Source organism: Brenneria sp. L4-2C (assembly GCF_040240335.1).
Lineage (GTDB): Bacteria > Pseudomonadota > Gammaproteobacteria > Enterobacterales > Enterobacteriaceae > Brenneria.
Genome location: NZ_JBEIAC010000001.1, coordinates 441,963 through 456,140, shown reverse-complemented (window position 1 = coordinate 456,140; position 14,178 = coordinate 441,963). Strand labels below are relative to the sequence as shown.

Genomic DNA, 14,178 nt, shown 5'->3' with positions numbered 1-14,178 from the left:
TAAAGCTAATTGGCGAGAAGAAAAAGAACAAGTGCGCCATCAGCAGTTTTACCTATGGATAAAATCACCGCGGCGCTTGATTAATATGCGCATAACGCGGGTTATGATTTGAAAAAACGCCTTTTGCCATCTAGTCTTAACAATGACCCATTCACATGAGGTAATGCAATGAAAAATAATCGGCTCTTGCTCTGTATGGCAGCGGCGGGCGTAGTCTTTCTTTCCGGGTGTACAACCTACAATAAAGCGGAAAGTCTGGTGACGGAACCTGTCGTGAAGGACGTGAAAACAGGAATGACGAAGCAGCAGGTTCATCAGATTGCCGGACCGGCCTCAACGGAAGTCCGCCTGAAGAATGCGCGCGGGACATGCAGTAATTATCTGTTGAAGAACCGCGACGGAACGGCGCAAAACTACTTTGTCAGCTATGACGAAACCGGGCATGTGCTGAACAAGGGCTTCCAAAGCTGCGAAGCATATGATACCTCCCCACAACGATAACAAACCTCTTTATTGAGTGATGACGTAAGCGACGGCTTGCGTGATTAGTTGTTATCTCTAAATTTTCATCGTCAAAAAACATGCTGGAATACGCATACCCATTGAGCGTATCTTCCAGCATGATCGCTTGCCTGCCTTTCAGCGCCCTGGGCGCTCACCTTTCCTTGATGCGCATGAGATCAGCGCGCGCCGCCGATAGTGTTAAGATTTTGTTTGGATTTGGTAATGTCTTGTCAGATCGGGGGTTTTAAGATATTTCTCTCTTTCGTCCGACGACGTTGTAACGGATATTGCGCTTAACCCGCTTTATAAGACTGTTTAGGCGTCGAGGAAAATGCAATGACGAAAAAAACACTGGCACTGACGATGTCGTTACTTCTGGCGACCAGTTCTTTCTCTGGTTTCACTTTTGCGCAAGGAATGAACGGATCGCAGGAGCAGAGGATGCTGCCGCGCAATAACCAAGACGGCGGCGAGCGTAAAAATGCGCCCAATGCCAACAATAATCAACGAAATTCGCCCAATGCCAACAACAACCAACGAAATGCCCCTAGCGCCAATCACAACGGTGAAAAACGCGGACAAACGGCAAAACAGGCGCCCCGTGAGCAGCGCAATGCGCCTCGTTTCCAGGAGAGGGAGCGGTTTGTGTCGCATGGCAATAATTTCAGGAAAGGGCATCCGGTGCCGCAACGTTTTCGCGGCGATGATTACCGGGTTAATGACTGGCGCGCCCGTGGACTGCGTGAACCGCCGTCAGGTCAACATTGGGCCTACATTGACGGCAACTATGTATTGATTGCCGCCGCCACCGGAATAATTACGACCATACTTCTGAACAGCGTGTTGAATAACTGATAGCGTAAAATGATTAACGAGCCGGCAGTTACCTGCCGGCTCGTTATAGATTGGCTGTCTACTTGCGATACAGCATGACGTGCGCGCTATCGGTGCGCCAACTCCACCTCTTCCTGCGCGGCGAACACCGTTTTATCCGTTTGTTTCAATAACTGGCTGGTTACGGTTCCCGCCGTCATCGAACCGCTGACGTTTAATGCCGTACGTCCCATGTCAATTAATGGCTCAATGGAAATCAGCAGCGCCACCAGCGTAACGGGCAACCCCATGGCCGGCAGGACAATCAGCGCGGCGAAGGTCGCGCCGCCGCCCACGCCGGCCACGCCGGCCGAACTGATGGTGACGATGCCGACCAGCGTCGCAATCCATACCGGATCGAGCGGATTAATGCCGACCGTCGGGGCGACCATGACCGCCAGCATCGCGGGGTAAAGCCCGGCACAGCCGTTTTGACCGATGGTGGTGCCAAACGAGGCGGCAAAGCTGGCGATGGATTCCGGCACGCCGATGCGGCGGGTTTGCGCCTCGATACTGAGGGGAATGGTCGCCGCGCTGGAGCGGCTGGTAAAGGCAAAGGTCAGCACCGGCCATATCTTGCGAAAGAATCGGGCGGGGTTGATGCCGGTCAATGACAGAATCAGCGCGTGTACGCCGAACATGATAGCCAGTCCCAGGTAGGACGCCACCACAAAACTACCCAGTTTAAGGATATCTTGCAGATTGGAGCCGGCGACCATTTTGGTCATTAGCGCCAACACGCCGTACGGGGTCAGTTTCATCACCAGACGCACCAGCTTCATCACCCAGGATTGTAGCGTGTCGATGGCTGTCAGGACGCGTTCGCCTTTTGCCGCATCATCTTTGGTCAATTGCAGCGCGGCGACACCGAGGAACACGGCAAAGATTACCACGCTGATGATTGACGTGGGGTTGGCTCCGGTCAGATCGGCAAAAGGATTTTTGGGGATAAAGGAAAGGATGATCTGAGGAACGCTCAGATCGGAAACCTTGCCCGCATAGTTAGTTTCGATAGCCGACAAGCGCGCGGTTTCCTGCGCGCCCTGCACCAATCCGCTGGCGGTCAGGCCGAAAAGATTGGTGACGAAAACCCCGACTAACGCGGCGATAAGCGTCGTGAACAGCAGGGTGCCGAGCGTGAGTATGCTGATTTTGCCTAATGAGGAGGCGTTATGCAGCTTGGCGACCGAGTTCAGAATGGAGACGAATACCAGCGGCATGACGATCATTTGCAACAATTGAACATAGCCGTTGCCGACGATGTTAAACCAGGCGACGGATTGTTTAATCAGCGGATTGTCGCTGCCGTAGACCAGGTGCAGCGCCAGACCGAATAAAACCCCGATAACCAGACCCAGCAGAACCTTTTTTGCCAGACTCCACGATTTGTTCCGGCCGGCGTACCCCAGCAGGAACAACAGGGCGGCAAATGCCAGAATATTGAATAGCAGCGGAAAGTTCATCTCCACTTCTCCCTATAAATTAGATGAAAATTTTTCTGAGTGATGAAAAACGCGGACAAGAATATCAGTTCTGTCATAAGTTTGTTATATGGCTGTAAGTTATAAATTATAGCTGATGGATGCGTGATTTTTGCGGCGACGGCGGTTTATTACGCAATGTCGATTACGCAATATCGTGGAGCTATTTTAATAGCTGGGTCACGCGAGCCTGCGCCGACTGGATAAGCCTGAATGATTGTTCGTAGCTACAGCAGTTCAGACTCTTTTGCGGTTGATACAGAGAAAAACCGATAAAGGCGATACAGAGAAAACGCTCCAACTGATTACCTTTTTGACTATTCAGTATCGGCAGGCGAAAACGCCAGCGGCAAGGCCAGAGCAGCGGTACCCCGGATGAGGTCAGGATATCGGCGGCGATATGGCTTAAGTAGCCGACAATCATCGCGTGATAGACATCGGTCGGCAGCAGCCAGTCGGCAGGCATCCGCGTCTGAATAAAGTAAACGCCGGCAATGATGGCGAGTAAACTGTGCGTGAACCCCCGGTGGCCAAATGCGCGGGCGATAGGGGCCGATAGCCATTTCAACCTTTGTCCCAGCAGAGATTTGGGGTGATCGATATCCGGCAGGAGCGACGTGAGCAGCGCGCCAGGAATCAGATGCCACCAGTCTCCCGTTGCCAGCTCTGGCGATAACTCTACTTTTTTAGCCAGGATTACGCAGGCAACAGAGAATAGGACATGTCCTTCCGCAGTCATGAGACGTCTCAAATCGAACTGTTATTTTATACAGTATATGAGATTAACCCTAACTGAGGAAGTAGTTACGCCGTCACTATTAAAGAAAAAGGCGCAGCGGATTGCGCCTTTCTCATCGTTGGCGAACGAAATGAGCAAGAATGCGGGTTAGCGGGCCAGCCAGCCGCCGTCGACCGCGATGGTATAGCCGTTGATATAATCGGACGCGCTGGACGCGAGGAACACCGCCGGCCCCATAAGATCCTGCGGTAAACCCCAGCGCCCGGCCGGGATACGATCCAGGATTTCTTTGCTGCGCTCTTCATCCGCCCGCAGCTGCTGGGTGTTGTTGGTGGCCATGTAGCCAGGAGCAATCGCATTGACGTTAATGTTATGTTTAGCCCACTCGTTCGCCAGCAGCCGGGTAACGCCCATGACCGCGCTTTTTGACGCGGTGTAAGACGGTACGCGAATGCCGCCCTGGAAAGAGAGCATGGACGCGATATTGATGATTTTGCCGCCGTGACCCTGTTTGATGAACTGCCGGGCCACGGTTTGCGACATAAAGAACACGCTCTTTATGTTCAGATTCATCACGTCGTCCCAGTTCTTCTCACTGAACTCAATGGCATCTTCACGGCGGATAATGCCGGCGTTGTTGACCAGAATGTCGACCTTGCCGAACTCCGCCACGGCTTTGGCAACCAGATCGGCATGACCGGCAATATTGCTCATATCGGCGGTCAGACTCAGGAAACGGCGACCCAGAGCGGTCACTTTCTCTATGGTGTCTTTAGGTTCGACGATGTTGACGCCGACAATATCGCAACCGGCTTGCGCCAATCCGATAGCCATACCCTGGCCCAGACCCGTATCACAACCTGTGATAAGCGCAACTTTACCCTGTAAATCGAAGGAATTTAAAATCATAGCCATACTCTCTCTATAAGCGACAATCGGTTGTCGTTAGCCGTTACTGTGAGGAACCGTACTGAATTCATTGAAGAAAAATACCGGGCAAACCGGTGATATCGCGTGGCAGTGACAATGTCACCTTAGCTTTGGTCTGCCCGGCTATTTCTGTTTATGTGGAAATCATAGTTCTGATGGGATGCTAATTCAATAAAAATGAAATAATGTTTTATTTATTTTTGATGATGGTCATAATTTTGTATGACACGGTGTTATCCGAGGAGGATCGGGCGGGGATGGCGGCAATGCGGCGGGTAGGCGAATGGTCGCAGGCAGCGGGCGGTCAACCGTCTTTCCCGGACTCCGGTTTTGATGACCGCCGCTTGGAGGGGGTTATGCCAGATGTTCGACGTTGAGCTGTAGCAGCGAGCTCAGTTTGTGGTCGGCCAGCACCCAACGGGGATCCTCGCTGAGTTCGGCCTGGGGGATGACGATGGAACGCATGCGGGCGGCTTTGGTCGCTATCATACCGTTCACCGAGTCCTCTAATGTCACGCATTGCAGCGGTGAGACTCCCAGCCCCTGCGCCGCATTCAGATAGACTTGCGGGTGCGGCTTGCTGTAAGCCAGATGTTCCGCCGAAGCTAAAAAGTCAAAATAGCGTGTTAAATCGAACATCTGTAAGACCCGCTTTTGCATATGCAACGGGGACGCCGACGCCAGCCCGATCTTAAGATTTTGCCGGCGGCAGAGTTGCAACGCCTGTTCGACGCCCGGTAATAAAGGCCGCCGTTCATCCACCAGTTCAATCGCCCGTTCAATGATCCGGTTGACGACCGTTTCCCGGCCGGGGGCGCTCCATGGCGCCAACTGATACCAGAGATCCACCACCAGATCGATACGCAGTCCCAGCGTATCCCGCATGGATTCACGTAACGAGGTATCAATCCCCAATGATGCGATGACCTCCAGTTCGGCCATATCCCATAATGGTTCGGAATCGATCAGCAGGCCGTCCATATCAAAAATCGCCGCGCGGATAGAGGAATTCGAAGTCATACCATCAGCCCCGTAAAAAAAGATAAAAAGTTAGCCAGGTAAATCCGTTGAGCTATACCTGATAGATTTCAATGTGCGCAAGGCTATACTCCAGCAACCAGAAAAGAAAGGGTATAAGTTAATGTCTTGCTTATAAAGACCATCGAGTAAAAAGCGTTGACTGAGAATAAACTTACCGTAGGCTGCTAACGATTTTTATGCGTATGCCCGCGATACTTCAAGCCGCAACAATGAATGCTGCCTTCGCGCAACACGAATTGTTTAGGGTATATACTGTTTGTGATAAAAATAGCGTCGTTCAGAAGGGGAACTCATGACGTATCAACAGGCTGGCCGCATAGCCGTGATTAAACGGATCGCGGGATGGATAATTTTTATTCCGGCATTGCTGTCCACCATCATTTCATTTGCCAACTATCTGTATGCTTTTACTCAGAAAAAACAAGGTATTGATGCCGTGCTGCTGGACTTCGTGCATCTGATGGTCGATATGACGCGCTTTAATACGCCGTTTCTGAATATCTTCTGGTATAACTCGCCGGTCCCCGATTTTTCGAACTTGTTTAAGTCCGCCAGCCTGATGTTTTGGCTGATTTATATCCTGATTTTTGTCGGCCTGGCGCTACAGAGTTCCGGCGCCCGTATGTCGCGGCAGGTGAAGGCGATTCGTGAGGGCATAGAGGATCAGATGATCCTGGAGCAAGTGAAGGGCGGCGAAGGCCATTCACGCGAGAAACTGGAATCACGCGTCGTCGTGCCGCATCACACCATTTTCCTGCAATTCTTCCCGCTCTATATTTTACCGGCCATCATTGCGGGCGTCGGTTATATGGCGCTGCGATTATTGGGACTATTAGTCCAGTAGCCGATATCCTGGCGCAGTCATGCGCCAGATTAACCGTCGTCAGTCGAAAAGCTGTTGTTCTATCGCCTGCTGGGCTTCAATAATGTGTTTCCCGCCAAACAGGTTGGCGCGGTTAAGCAGGTAGTAAATCTGGTAGATGGGCTGACGTTCGATAAAATCTTTATCCAGCGGCCAGACGCTCTGATAGCCGTCGTAAATCTGGGGCGGAAGCGTCGGGTATAACGGCAGCATCGCCAGGTCGCACTCGCGGTCCCCCCAATAACATGCCGGATCGAACAGATAGCAGCCATGGCTGCTGTTGGCGCAGTTGTCGGGCCAGAGATCGCCGTGCAGCAATGAAGGCTGCGGCTGATGTCCGGTCAACCGCGCTTCCGCGCGCATGATCAGGCTTTCGACGTCGCCGAAATGCATGCCTTTTTCCGCCGCCAATTGCAATTGCCAGCCAATACGCTGCTCGGCGAAAAAAGAAGACCAGCGGCGCTGCCAGCAGTTGGGCTGGACGGTGGTCGACAGGTCATTATCAAAGTCCAGACCGAACTGCGGCTGATCGCTCCATTGATGCAGGCGCGCCAGCTGTTCGCCAAGACACCAGGCGTTGTGGGCGTCGAGCGGTTTTACCGGCAGATACGCCAGCAGCAGGAAACTGTGATCGCGGGAACTGCCGACGCCATACACCTCAGGCACGCTGACGGTATTACTGCGGGCCAGCAGGGCGAGCTGATCGGCTTCCGCGGTAAATTTGGGCAGCATTTCACGCTCATCGCATTTCACGAACACGTCATGGTCGCCATAACGGATATACCAGGCCGGGTGGATCTCGCCACCTGGCAGTTCTCGGCGTTCCTCAATTTCAGCAGCGCCGAGATGCTCTTCTAAAAGCCGGCTGACAGCTTGCCACATAAGACCATCCTCCCGTTGATGTTGCCTGACGCCCGTCATCTGACAGCAGTCGGGTGTACACTGTTACGGTAATTGATTGAACTTTATAAAAACTGAACCTGTAGCACAGTGATGATGATTGGTGATGACGAGAATGCGAAACTTACAGCAAAGAAGTATAGCCATGATTGAGCGTAAACGCGCTGGCGCTGTGTAAGATAAACCGGCGGCGTCCGCCGCCGGTTTCGCGTGATTATGACAGGTTGGTCGAAATCTGGGCGGCGGTGCGGCGGTACTGTTTCAACTGGTGATAACTCAGCGCAATCGTGAAGAACAGCGCCTGTATGATGACGATACAGGGGCCGGTCGCGCCGTCGATATAGAAGCTGATTATCGTACCGGCGATACAGGACACCACCGAAACCAGCGTGGCCACCACCAGCATACGGTCAAAGTTCTTACACACCATAAACGCGATGATACCCGGCGCGATCAGCATGGCGATGACCAGAATAACGCCGACGGCCTGCAACGAGGCGACGATAGTCAACGCCAGCAGGCAGAGCAGTCCATAGTGCAGCAGTTTCACCGGCAGGCCGATAACGCGGGCGTGATTGGGATCAAAGCAATAGAGCATGAAATCGCGCCGTTTCAGCAGGATCACCAACAGCGTGACGAAGGCGATCAGCAGTATTTGCGTCAGTTCCTGGGCGGTGATGCCCAGCACGTTGCCGAAGAGAATATGATTCAGATGTTGATCGGTATCGATACGCGCGAACAGCACCAGGCCAAACGCGAACATGCCGGAAAAAATAATCCCCATCACGGTATCTTCCTTGACCCGGCTATGCTCTTTCACGTATCCGGTGGCGACCGCACAGAATATGCCGGAGACAAAGGCGCCGATAACCAGCGGGATCCCCAGCAGAAAGGCCACCACAATCCCCGGTAAGACGGCGTGAGAAATCGCATCGCCCATCAGCGACCAGCCTTTCAGCACCAGATAACAGGACAGCACCGCACAGACCGCGCCGGTCACAATGGCCGCCACCAGCGCGCGTTGCATAAACGGGTAGGATAACGGGTCGACTATCCAGCTCAGGATCATGCTCATCGCGCGTCCTCCGTTTGAACGCGTCGACGTAAGCGACGCGAGGCCAACAGGCCGTGTTTGGGCGCGAACAGAAATGCCAGCAGGAAGATGACCGTTTGCAGCGTCACAATAACGCCGCCGGTGGCGCCGTCGAGGAAAAAGCTCAGGTAAGCGCCGATAGCGCTGGTCAACGCGCCAAGCGCGATGGAAATCAACACCAGCCGGCTGAAGCGATCGGTGAGCAGGTAAGCCGTTGCGCCGGGGGTGATGACCATCGCGATAACCAGAATGGCACCGACGGTTTGCAATGCCGCCACGGTACAGGCGCTGAGCAAGGTAAAGAAAAGAATCTTCAGCTTCAGCGGCGAAAGGCCGATAGAACTGGCGTGGTTTTCATCAAAGAACACCGCCAGCAGGTCTTTCCATAACAGACAAAGAATCACAAAGGTGATGCCGATAATGATCTCAACCTGAATAATATCTTCCTCGGCTATCCCCAGAATGTTGCCGAAGATAATTGACTGTACGTTAACGGAGGTGGGATTAAGCGAGATAATCAGCAGGCCGACGGCGAAAAAAGTTGAAAAGATAAAGCCAATCACCGCATCTTCACGCAGTCGGGTGATATGACGCAGCAGCGTCATCGCCAGCGCCGCCAGCATACCGGTGAAAAAAGCGCCGGCCGCATACGGTAGTCCCAGGGCATAGGCGCCCGCCACGCCGGGCACCACCGAGTGCGACAACGCATCGCCCATTAACGACCAGCCTTTCAACATCAGATAGGCGGAAAGAAATGCGCAGACGCCGCCGACAATCGCGCTGACCCAGATAGCGTTGACCATGTAGTTATAGCCGAAGGGTTGCAATAAGATGTCGATCATCAGCTTTTTTTCTCCTCCAGCGGACTGCGGACGGCGGGAGGATCGCTCTTGGTGGAGCCATAGAACACGGCGGGGCGCTCGTCGTCGGTCAGTACGGTCACCGTCCTGACGTCGTCGTCGTCGTGCAGATGCGGCCCGCCGAGGTTGATGTGGCGCAATACGCCGCCAAAGGTTTTTTCAAGGTTGCTCTGGGTGAAGGTACTGTGCGTCGGCCCCGAGGCCAACACGGTTCCATTCACCAGAATCACGTTGTCACAAAATTCCGGCACGCTGCCCAGGTTGTGCGTCGCAACCAGAATCAGGTGACCTTCGTCGCGTAATGTGCGCAGCAGGTCGATAATCGCATTTTCAGTTTTCACGTCGACGCCGGTAAAGGGTTCATCCAGCAGCAATACGCTGCCTTGCTGAGCCAGCGCACGCGCGAGGAAAACCCGTTTTTTCTGTCCGCCGGACAGTTCGCCTATCTGGCGTTGATGTAGCGCCGAAAGGCCGACGCGCTCTAACGCGTCAGCGACAATGCTGCGATCCTGTTGACTGGGAATACGCAGGAAATTCATCTTGCCGTATCGTCCCATCATCACCACATCGGAAACCAGGACTGGAAAATTCCAGTCCACATCTTCGGTTTGCGGAACGTAGGCCACCAGATTCTGTTTCAACGCCTGGACAATGGGTTTCTTATTCAGCAACACCTGACCGGACGTGGGTTTCACCAACCCCATAATGCTTTTGAACAGGGTTGATTTCCCGCTGCCGTTAATCCCCACCAGCGCGCAGATCGTGCCGCCATTCAATGAGAATGAGGCATGCCGTATCGCCTGATGTCCGTTGCTGTAGATGACGGAGACATCATTGACTTCTAATGATTGCGTTGCCGTCGTATCACTGCTCATTGATCAAATCCTTTGGCGATGGTTTCGACCGTAACTTTTAGCAGGTCGATGTAGGTTGGAACCGGGCCATTTTCGTTCGACAGAGAATCCACATAGAGTACGCCGCCATATTTCGCGCCGGTCTCTTTACTCACCTGTTTTGCTGGTTTATCCGAGATGGTGCTTTCACTGAATACCACCGGGATTTTTTCCGCGCGCACGGTGTCAATCACATTACGCACCTGTTGAGGAGAACCCTGCTCATCCGCGTTGATTGGCCAGAGGTAGACTTCTTTGAACTGATAGTCTTTCGTCAGATAGCTGAACGCGCCTTCGCTGGTCACCAGCCAGCGCTGCTGTTCGGGAATGCGCGATAACCTTTCTCTTAACGGCGCATCGATCGCTTTCACCTTCTCGGCATAGGCTTTGGCGTTGCGGTTATAGGTTTCCGCATTGGCGGGGTCGTATTTAACCAGGCCTGCTCGAATATTTTCAATATAGATCAGCGCATTGGACGGCGACATCCAGGCGTGGGGATTGGGATTCCCATTATAGCTGCCCCCGCGGATCGAGAGTGGTTCAATACCTTCCGTCACCACGACCGCCGGGACGTCTTTGACGTTTTCAAAGAAACGTTCAAACCAACGCTCCAGATTCATACCGTTCCACAGTATCAACTGGGCCGACTGGGCCTTGACGATGTCGCCTGGCGTGGGTTGATAATCATGAATTTCCGCCCCTGGCTTGGTGATGGACTCTACGGTAGCCGCATCCCCGGCAATATTCTGCGCAATATCCTGAATAATGGTAAATGTGGTGACCACTTTAAGTTTTTCCGCCGCTTGAACGCCGGAAACGGAGGCGAAGAGCAGGGCGCAAGGCAAGACGATTCGCTGCAAAAAACGAGGTAACAGAGCCGGAGAAAGTTTCATGTAAATATCCTTACAGGCAGTGATTTGTTTTATGAGAATAATTATCAATATCATTTAAGTCAAGAGACAGATGACTCGTTATGGCGCGTCGGACGACCGGGCGGGTAATTGGCTGTATTGGCAGGAGTAAACGGTCCACAATGCTCCTCTGGTAACAAAAAATTTAATCTAATTTAATGAAACAAAATCAACCTTGCAACGTAAGTCTAACGCTAACAGGCAATATTCGCACTGTTAATATGGAATAAAAAGAGATTATTCGACAGATGAGAGATGGGCTAAAAAAAGGCTGGAGTCTGCCGATATACCATTATGAATGGGGTTTAAGCATAGGTCTTATTTCTGCAAGGAACATAACGATATGAGTACCAAATCAGAAAGACGTTGGAAACTGGCCAGTTGGCTTTTACTGATACTTCTCGTTCCGTTGTTTATCATTATGCTGGTGGGTAATTAACTGGTGCAAGTAAGTCGGAACAGGATTGCTCGCTTTTTGTTCTAATCCTTATCGGAAGCCCTGCCGGTGTGGAGGTGATAACTTGCATAATAATCAATGCATTACCTCCAGAAGCTTCTCTTACCCCAATATAATTCAATGATTGATCATAAGCTTATCTAATTTTCCTATGATGAGAGGGGCGGGTAATGGTTGCAATTGTATTGCAGACAGTGTTCATTATAGTGAGAAATTGCTGGTGGGGTTTGCTGCTGAAATAATTTAATCCTATCATTTATAGTGATTTAGTGCGTTGCTGAGCATTTATTGGCTCATTAAAAGACTCAATCTGTGCGGCATGTCGATGACTGGTAAAAAATGGCTTGCCATCGACTACAGAGTGTGTAATAACGCAATTAGGTAAAACGAGGTACAGTTCTGTATATGAATGGCATTTTCAGTAAAGAAGACTTGAGTACAAACGTTAGCGTTGAATACCACTTCTCTGCCGATCCTTATCTTAGTGCCTCAAGCAGTAACGACTTTGGTTTGTCTGTATAACGCCTCTGGCGGTTTAAACAATTAAAGGAAATATCTGAAATGGCAAAGATTAAAGGTCAGGTTAAGTGGTTCAATGAGTCTAAAGGCTTCGGTTTCATCACTCCTGCTGACGGTAGCAAAGATGTATTCGTACACTTCTCTGCAATTCAAGGCAACGGTTTCAAAACCCTGGCTGAAGGCCAGAGCGTAGAATTCGAAATCCAAGATGGTCAGAAAGGTCCATCTGCAGTCAACGTTACCGCGCTGTAATCATCGCTTACGTTGCAAAACCCGCCATGGTGCGGGTTTTTTGTTGTCTGTTTTTTATGAAGAATATTTTTTAAGCAGGAAAACATGCTGATAGCTTATCAATGTCCGCTGTGTCAGCAACCTTTACATCGAATAAAACAGCAATGGTCATGCGGCAGTCATAGCTTCGATTGCGCGAAAGAAGGCTATGTGAATTTATTGCCGGTGCAGTTTAAACGCTCCAGGCAGCCGGGCGACAGCGCTGAAATGATGCAGGCGCGCAGGATGTTTCTGGATGCCGGACACTACCAGCCGTTGCGTGAATATGTCACACGACGCATTAACGAGATATTACCGGATAACGCCGAGGCCTTGCTGGATATCGGCTGCGGAGAGGGATATTACACGGCGGCTCTGGCCGATTGCCTTAAGCAACGTCGGGCGGCGATCGCCGTCTATGGATTGGATGTTTCAAAAGCCGCGATACAGCGCGCGGCGAAACGTTATCGTGACGTCGACTTTTGCGTCGCATCAAGTCAGCGGCTGCCGTTTAACCATCGATCGCTGGATGCTATATTAAAAATTTATGCGCCATGCAATGATGCCGAATTGCAGCGTACGGTCAAAGCGGGCGGCTGGGTTATTACCGTATCGCCGGGACCACGACATCTTTATCAACTGAAAGCCGAGGTCTATGATCAGGTGCAGTTGCATCCCATCAGGGATGAAACGCTGCCTGGTTTTCATCTGTTTGATCAACAAACGCTGGCATACCCGATGCAACTGTCGGGGGCGGAGGGCGCAGCGCTGTTGCAGATGACGCCGTTCGCCTGGCGGGCGACGCCGGATGTGAGGCAAAAATTGCAGCAAACCGCGCAATTTAGCTGCGAGACCGATTTTATTATTCGATTTCACCAGCGTGTTGCGGATGATGACGCCGGCGAGTAGCGGCTATATTCACTCTGCGGGAAAATGATTTGATGCGGCAGAGCGTGGAGTCCTGCCGCATCATATCTGATGAGGGGTTATCGTGGCGTTTCAGGCGACATAACCGAGGTGTTCATAAAGAATATTGCAGCCAATACCAATGAGCACGAGACCGCCGAAAATCTCCGCTTTTTTACCCAGCAGAGGGCCGATATAGCGCCCGATCAGCATTCCCAGCGTCACCATGATCATGGTGGCGCAACCGATCGCCATCGCGGTGTGAAAAATATTAACCTGTAAAAACGCCAGCCCCACGCCAATCGCCATGGCATCCAGACTGGTTGCGATAGCGGTAAACACCAGAACGGGCAGACTATGTTTCTTGATTTGTCCGCATTCATCGCCATGCGAGGCCTGGAAACCATTCATAATCATGCGCCCGCCGAGAATCAACAGCAGGGTGAATGCCACCCAGTGATCCCACTCAAGGATGAAGCGACTGGCGAAAAAACCAAGCGTCCAGCCGATTAGCGGCGTGATAGCTTCAATGATGCCGAAAATGAGACCGGTACGAATGGCGTCGCGAAATTTAGGTTTGTGCAATACCGCGCCTTTACCGATAGACGCGGCGAAGGCATCCATAGACATGCCAAAAGCAAGGATGAGGGTCGCTGATAAGTTCATGTAAGTAGCCTCGGCTGGGTGCTTCTCCATATCCACGGCGATCATCCCCAACCTCATGATGATCATCGTGTCTATGGTCTCGCCTGCCCATCGGCCGTCCGCACCACGTTTTAAATTATCCTGACGAGGATATAAAACGAGTATGTTGATACGAACATTTCTGAATTAATTTTCAGAAACCGGCTACTCCCCAATGACGGCGCAACCTTAACATATTATTTATGCGGTAAACAACAATAAAAAACATATGTGTTAACAATGCGATTGATAATT

Annotated in this window: 16 protein-coding genes and 1 riboswitch; of the genes, 6 read left to right on the top strand and 10 right to left on the bottom strand. The window is 51.7% G+C overall.

Features of this window, described 5'->3' with window-relative positions:
• Window positions 1-168 precede the first annotated feature (168 nt).
• Entirely contained in the window at window positions 169-501 is a 333-nt protein-coding gene (osmE, locus tag ABRZ26_RS02115) for an osmotically-inducible lipoprotein OsmE (protein WP_319602593.1), read from the top strand.
• 339 nt (window positions 502-840) lie between these two features.
• Window positions 841-1,359, top strand: coding sequence for an RcnB family protein (locus ABRZ26_RS02110; RefSeq protein WP_319602592.1), 519 nt, complete (start codon window positions 841-843; stop codon window positions 1,357-1,359).
• 86 nt (window positions 1,360-1,445) lie between these two features.
• Here ABRZ26_RS02110 and ABRZ26_RS02105 read toward each other — a convergent pair whose 3' ends face one another.
• The 4 genes from ABRZ26_RS02105 to hxpB form a co-directional block, all read right to left on the bottom strand.
• Window positions 1,446-2,840, bottom strand: coding sequence for an L-cystine transporter (locus tag ABRZ26_RS02105; RefSeq protein WP_319602591.1), 1,395 nt, complete (start codon window positions 2,838-2,840; stop codon window positions 1,446-1,448).
• 181 nt (window positions 2,841-3,021) lie between these two features.
• Window positions 3,022-3,597, bottom strand: a complete 576-nt coding sequence (locus ABRZ26_RS02100; protein WP_319602590.1) for a metal-dependent hydrolase — start codon at window positions 3,595-3,597, stop codon at window positions 3,022-3,024.
• Between the two features lie 147 nt (window positions 3,598-3,744).
• Window positions 3,745-4,506, bottom strand: coding sequence for a 2-dehydro-3-deoxy-D-gluconate 5-dehydrogenase KduD (gene kduD, locus ABRZ26_RS02095; protein ID WP_319602589.1), 762 nt, complete (start codon window positions 4,504-4,506; stop codon window positions 3,745-3,747).
• 375 nt (window positions 4,507-4,881) lie between these two features.
• The gene (gene hxpB / locus ABRZ26_RS02090; protein ID WP_319602588.1) at window positions 4,882-5,547 is read right to left on the bottom strand and encodes a hexitol phosphatase HxpB; all 666 of its coding nucleotides are present in this window, start codon (window positions 5,545-5,547) and stop codon (window positions 4,882-4,884) included.
• 313 nt (window positions 5,548-5,860) lie between these two features.
• Here hxpB and ABRZ26_RS02085 point away from each other — a divergent pair, with 313 nt between their 5' ends.
• Window positions 5,861-6,412, top strand: coding sequence for a YniB family protein (locus ABRZ26_RS02085; protein WP_319602587.1), 552 nt, complete (start codon window positions 5,861-5,863; stop codon window positions 6,410-6,412).
• A gap of 39 nt (window positions 6,413-6,451) precedes the next feature.
• On the opposite strand, the gene ABRZ26_RS02080 is transcribed toward ABRZ26_RS02085, so the two are convergent.
• The 5 genes from ABRZ26_RS02080 to ABRZ26_RS02060 all read right to left on the bottom strand — a co-directional run bounded on the left by ABRZ26_RS02080 (window position 6,452) and on the right by ABRZ26_RS02060 (window position 11,069).
• Entirely contained in the window at window positions 6,452-7,312 is an 861-nt protein-coding gene (locus tag ABRZ26_RS02080) for a fructosamine kinase family protein (RefSeq protein WP_319602586.1), read from the bottom strand.
• A gap of 232 nt (window positions 7,313-7,544) precedes the next feature.
• Complete coding sequence (locus ABRZ26_RS02075) at window positions 7,545-8,405, bottom strand: metal ABC transporter permease (RefSeq protein WP_319602585.1); 861 nt, start codon at window positions 8,403-8,405, stop codon at window positions 7,545-7,547.
• Entirely contained in the window at window positions 8,402-9,265 is an 864-nt protein-coding gene (locus ABRZ26_RS02070) for a metal ABC transporter permease (protein ID WP_319602584.1), read from the bottom strand. The genes ABRZ26_RS02075 and ABRZ26_RS02070 overlap by 4 nt, the downstream gene beginning before the upstream one ends.
• Entirely contained in the window at window positions 9,265-10,158 is an 894-nt protein-coding gene (locus ABRZ26_RS02065; protein ID WP_319602583.1) for a manganese/iron ABC transporter ATP-binding protein, read from the bottom strand. Before ABRZ26_RS02065 ends, ABRZ26_RS02070 begins: the two co-directional genes overlap by 1 nt.
• Entirely contained in the window at window positions 10,155-11,069 is a 915-nt protein-coding gene (locus ABRZ26_RS02060) for a metal ABC transporter substrate-binding protein (RefSeq protein ID WP_319602582.1), read from the bottom strand. The genes ABRZ26_RS02065 and ABRZ26_RS02060 overlap by 4 nt, the downstream gene beginning before the upstream one ends.
• 880 nt (window positions 11,070-11,949) lie before the next feature.
• On the opposite strand from ABRZ26_RS02060, the gene ABRZ26_RS02055 reads away from it, so the two are divergent.
• The 3 genes from ABRZ26_RS02055 to rlmA all read left to right on the top strand — a co-directional run bounded on the left by ABRZ26_RS02055 (window position 11,950) and on the right by rlmA (window position 13,242).
• On the top strand, window positions 11,950-12,066 hold the full coding sequence (locus ABRZ26_RS02055; RefSeq protein WP_009112961.1) for a DUF2627 domain-containing protein: 117 nt from the start codon (window positions 11,950-11,952) through the stop codon (window positions 12,064-12,066).
• Between the two features lie 39 nt (window positions 12,067-12,105).
• Window positions 12,106-12,315 (top strand): transcription antiterminator/RNA stability regulator CspE, encoded by a 210-nt coding sequence (gene cspE, locus ABRZ26_RS02050; RefSeq protein WP_048639002.1) that lies wholly within the window; start codon window positions 12,106-12,108, stop codon window positions 12,313-12,315.
• Between the two features lie 90 nt (window positions 12,316-12,405).
• Window positions 12,406-13,242, top strand: a complete 837-nt coding sequence (gene rlmA, locus ABRZ26_RS02045) for a 23S rRNA (guanine(745)-N(1))-methyltransferase (protein WP_319602927.1) — start codon at window positions 12,406-12,408, stop codon at window positions 13,240-13,242.
• Between the two features lie 90 nt (window positions 13,243-13,332).
• Here the strand turns inward: rlmA and mntP are convergent, their stop codons facing one another.
• A complete protein-coding gene (mntP, locus tag ABRZ26_RS02040) occupies window positions 13,333-13,905 on the bottom strand; it encodes a manganese efflux pump MntP (protein WP_319602581.1) in 573 nt (190 codons plus the stop codon).
• A 10-nt stretch (window positions 13,906-13,915) separates the two neighbouring features.
• A riboswitch (yybP-ykoY riboswitch) is annotated at window positions 13,916-14,109 on the bottom strand.
• Window positions 14,110-14,178: the final 69 nt, after the last annotated feature.

Excerpts from the sequence above, each read along its gene's own strand:
- osmE (WP_319602593.1), top strand. The coding sequence starts at position 169 with ATGAAAAATAATCGGCTCTTGCTCTGTATGGCAGCGGCGGGCGTAGTC.
- ABRZ26_RS02110 (WP_319602592.1), top strand. The coding sequence starts at position 841 with ATGACGAAAAAAACACTGGCACTGACGATGTCGTTACTTCTGGCGACC.
- ABRZ26_RS02105 (WP_319602591.1), bottom strand. The coding sequence starts at position 2,840 with ATGAACTTTCCGCTGCTATTCAATATTCTGGCATTTGCCGCCCTGTTG.
- ABRZ26_RS02100 (WP_319602590.1), bottom strand. The coding sequence starts at position 3,597 with ATGACTGCGGAAGGACATGTCCTATTCTCTGTTGCCTGCGTAATCCTG.
- kduD (WP_319602589.1), bottom strand. The coding sequence starts at position 4,506 with ATGATTTTAAATTCCTTCGATTTACAGGGTAAAGTTGCGCTTATCACA.
- hxpB (WP_319602588.1), bottom strand. The coding sequence starts at position 5,547 with ATGACTTCGAATTCCTCTATCCGCGCGGCGATTTTTGATATGGACGGC.
- ABRZ26_RS02085 (WP_319602587.1), top strand. The coding sequence starts at position 5,861 with ATGACGTATCAACAGGCTGGCCGCATAGCCGTGATTAAACGGATCGCG.
- ABRZ26_RS02080 (WP_319602586.1), bottom strand. The coding sequence starts at position 7,312 with ATGTGGCAAGCTGTCAGCCGGCTTTTAGAAGAGCATCTCGGCGCTGCT.
- ABRZ26_RS02075 (WP_319602585.1), bottom strand. The coding sequence starts at position 8,405 with ATGAGCATGATCCTGAGCTGGATAGTCGACCCGTTATCCTACCCGTTT.
- ABRZ26_RS02070 (WP_319602584.1), bottom strand. The coding sequence starts at position 9,265 with ATGATCGACATCTTATTGCAACCCTTCGGCTATAACTACATGGTCAAC.
- ABRZ26_RS02065 (WP_319602583.1), bottom strand. The coding sequence starts at position 10,158 with ATGAGCAGTGATACGACGGCAACGCAATCATTAGAAGTCAATGATGTC.
- ABRZ26_RS02060 (WP_319602582.1), bottom strand. The coding sequence starts at position 11,069 with ATGAAACTTTCTCCGGCTCTGTTACCTCGTTTTTTGCAGCGAATCGTC.
- ABRZ26_RS02055 (WP_009112961.1), top strand. The coding sequence starts at position 11,950 with ATGAATGGCATTTTCAGTAAAGAAGACTTGAGTACAAACGTTAGCGTT.
- cspE (WP_048639002.1), top strand. The coding sequence starts at position 12,106 with ATGGCAAAGATTAAAGGTCAGGTTAAGTGGTTCAATGAGTCTAAAGGC.
- mntP (WP_319602581.1), bottom strand. The coding sequence starts at position 13,905 with ATGAACTTATCAGCGACCCTCATCCTTGCTTTTGGCATGTCTATGGAT.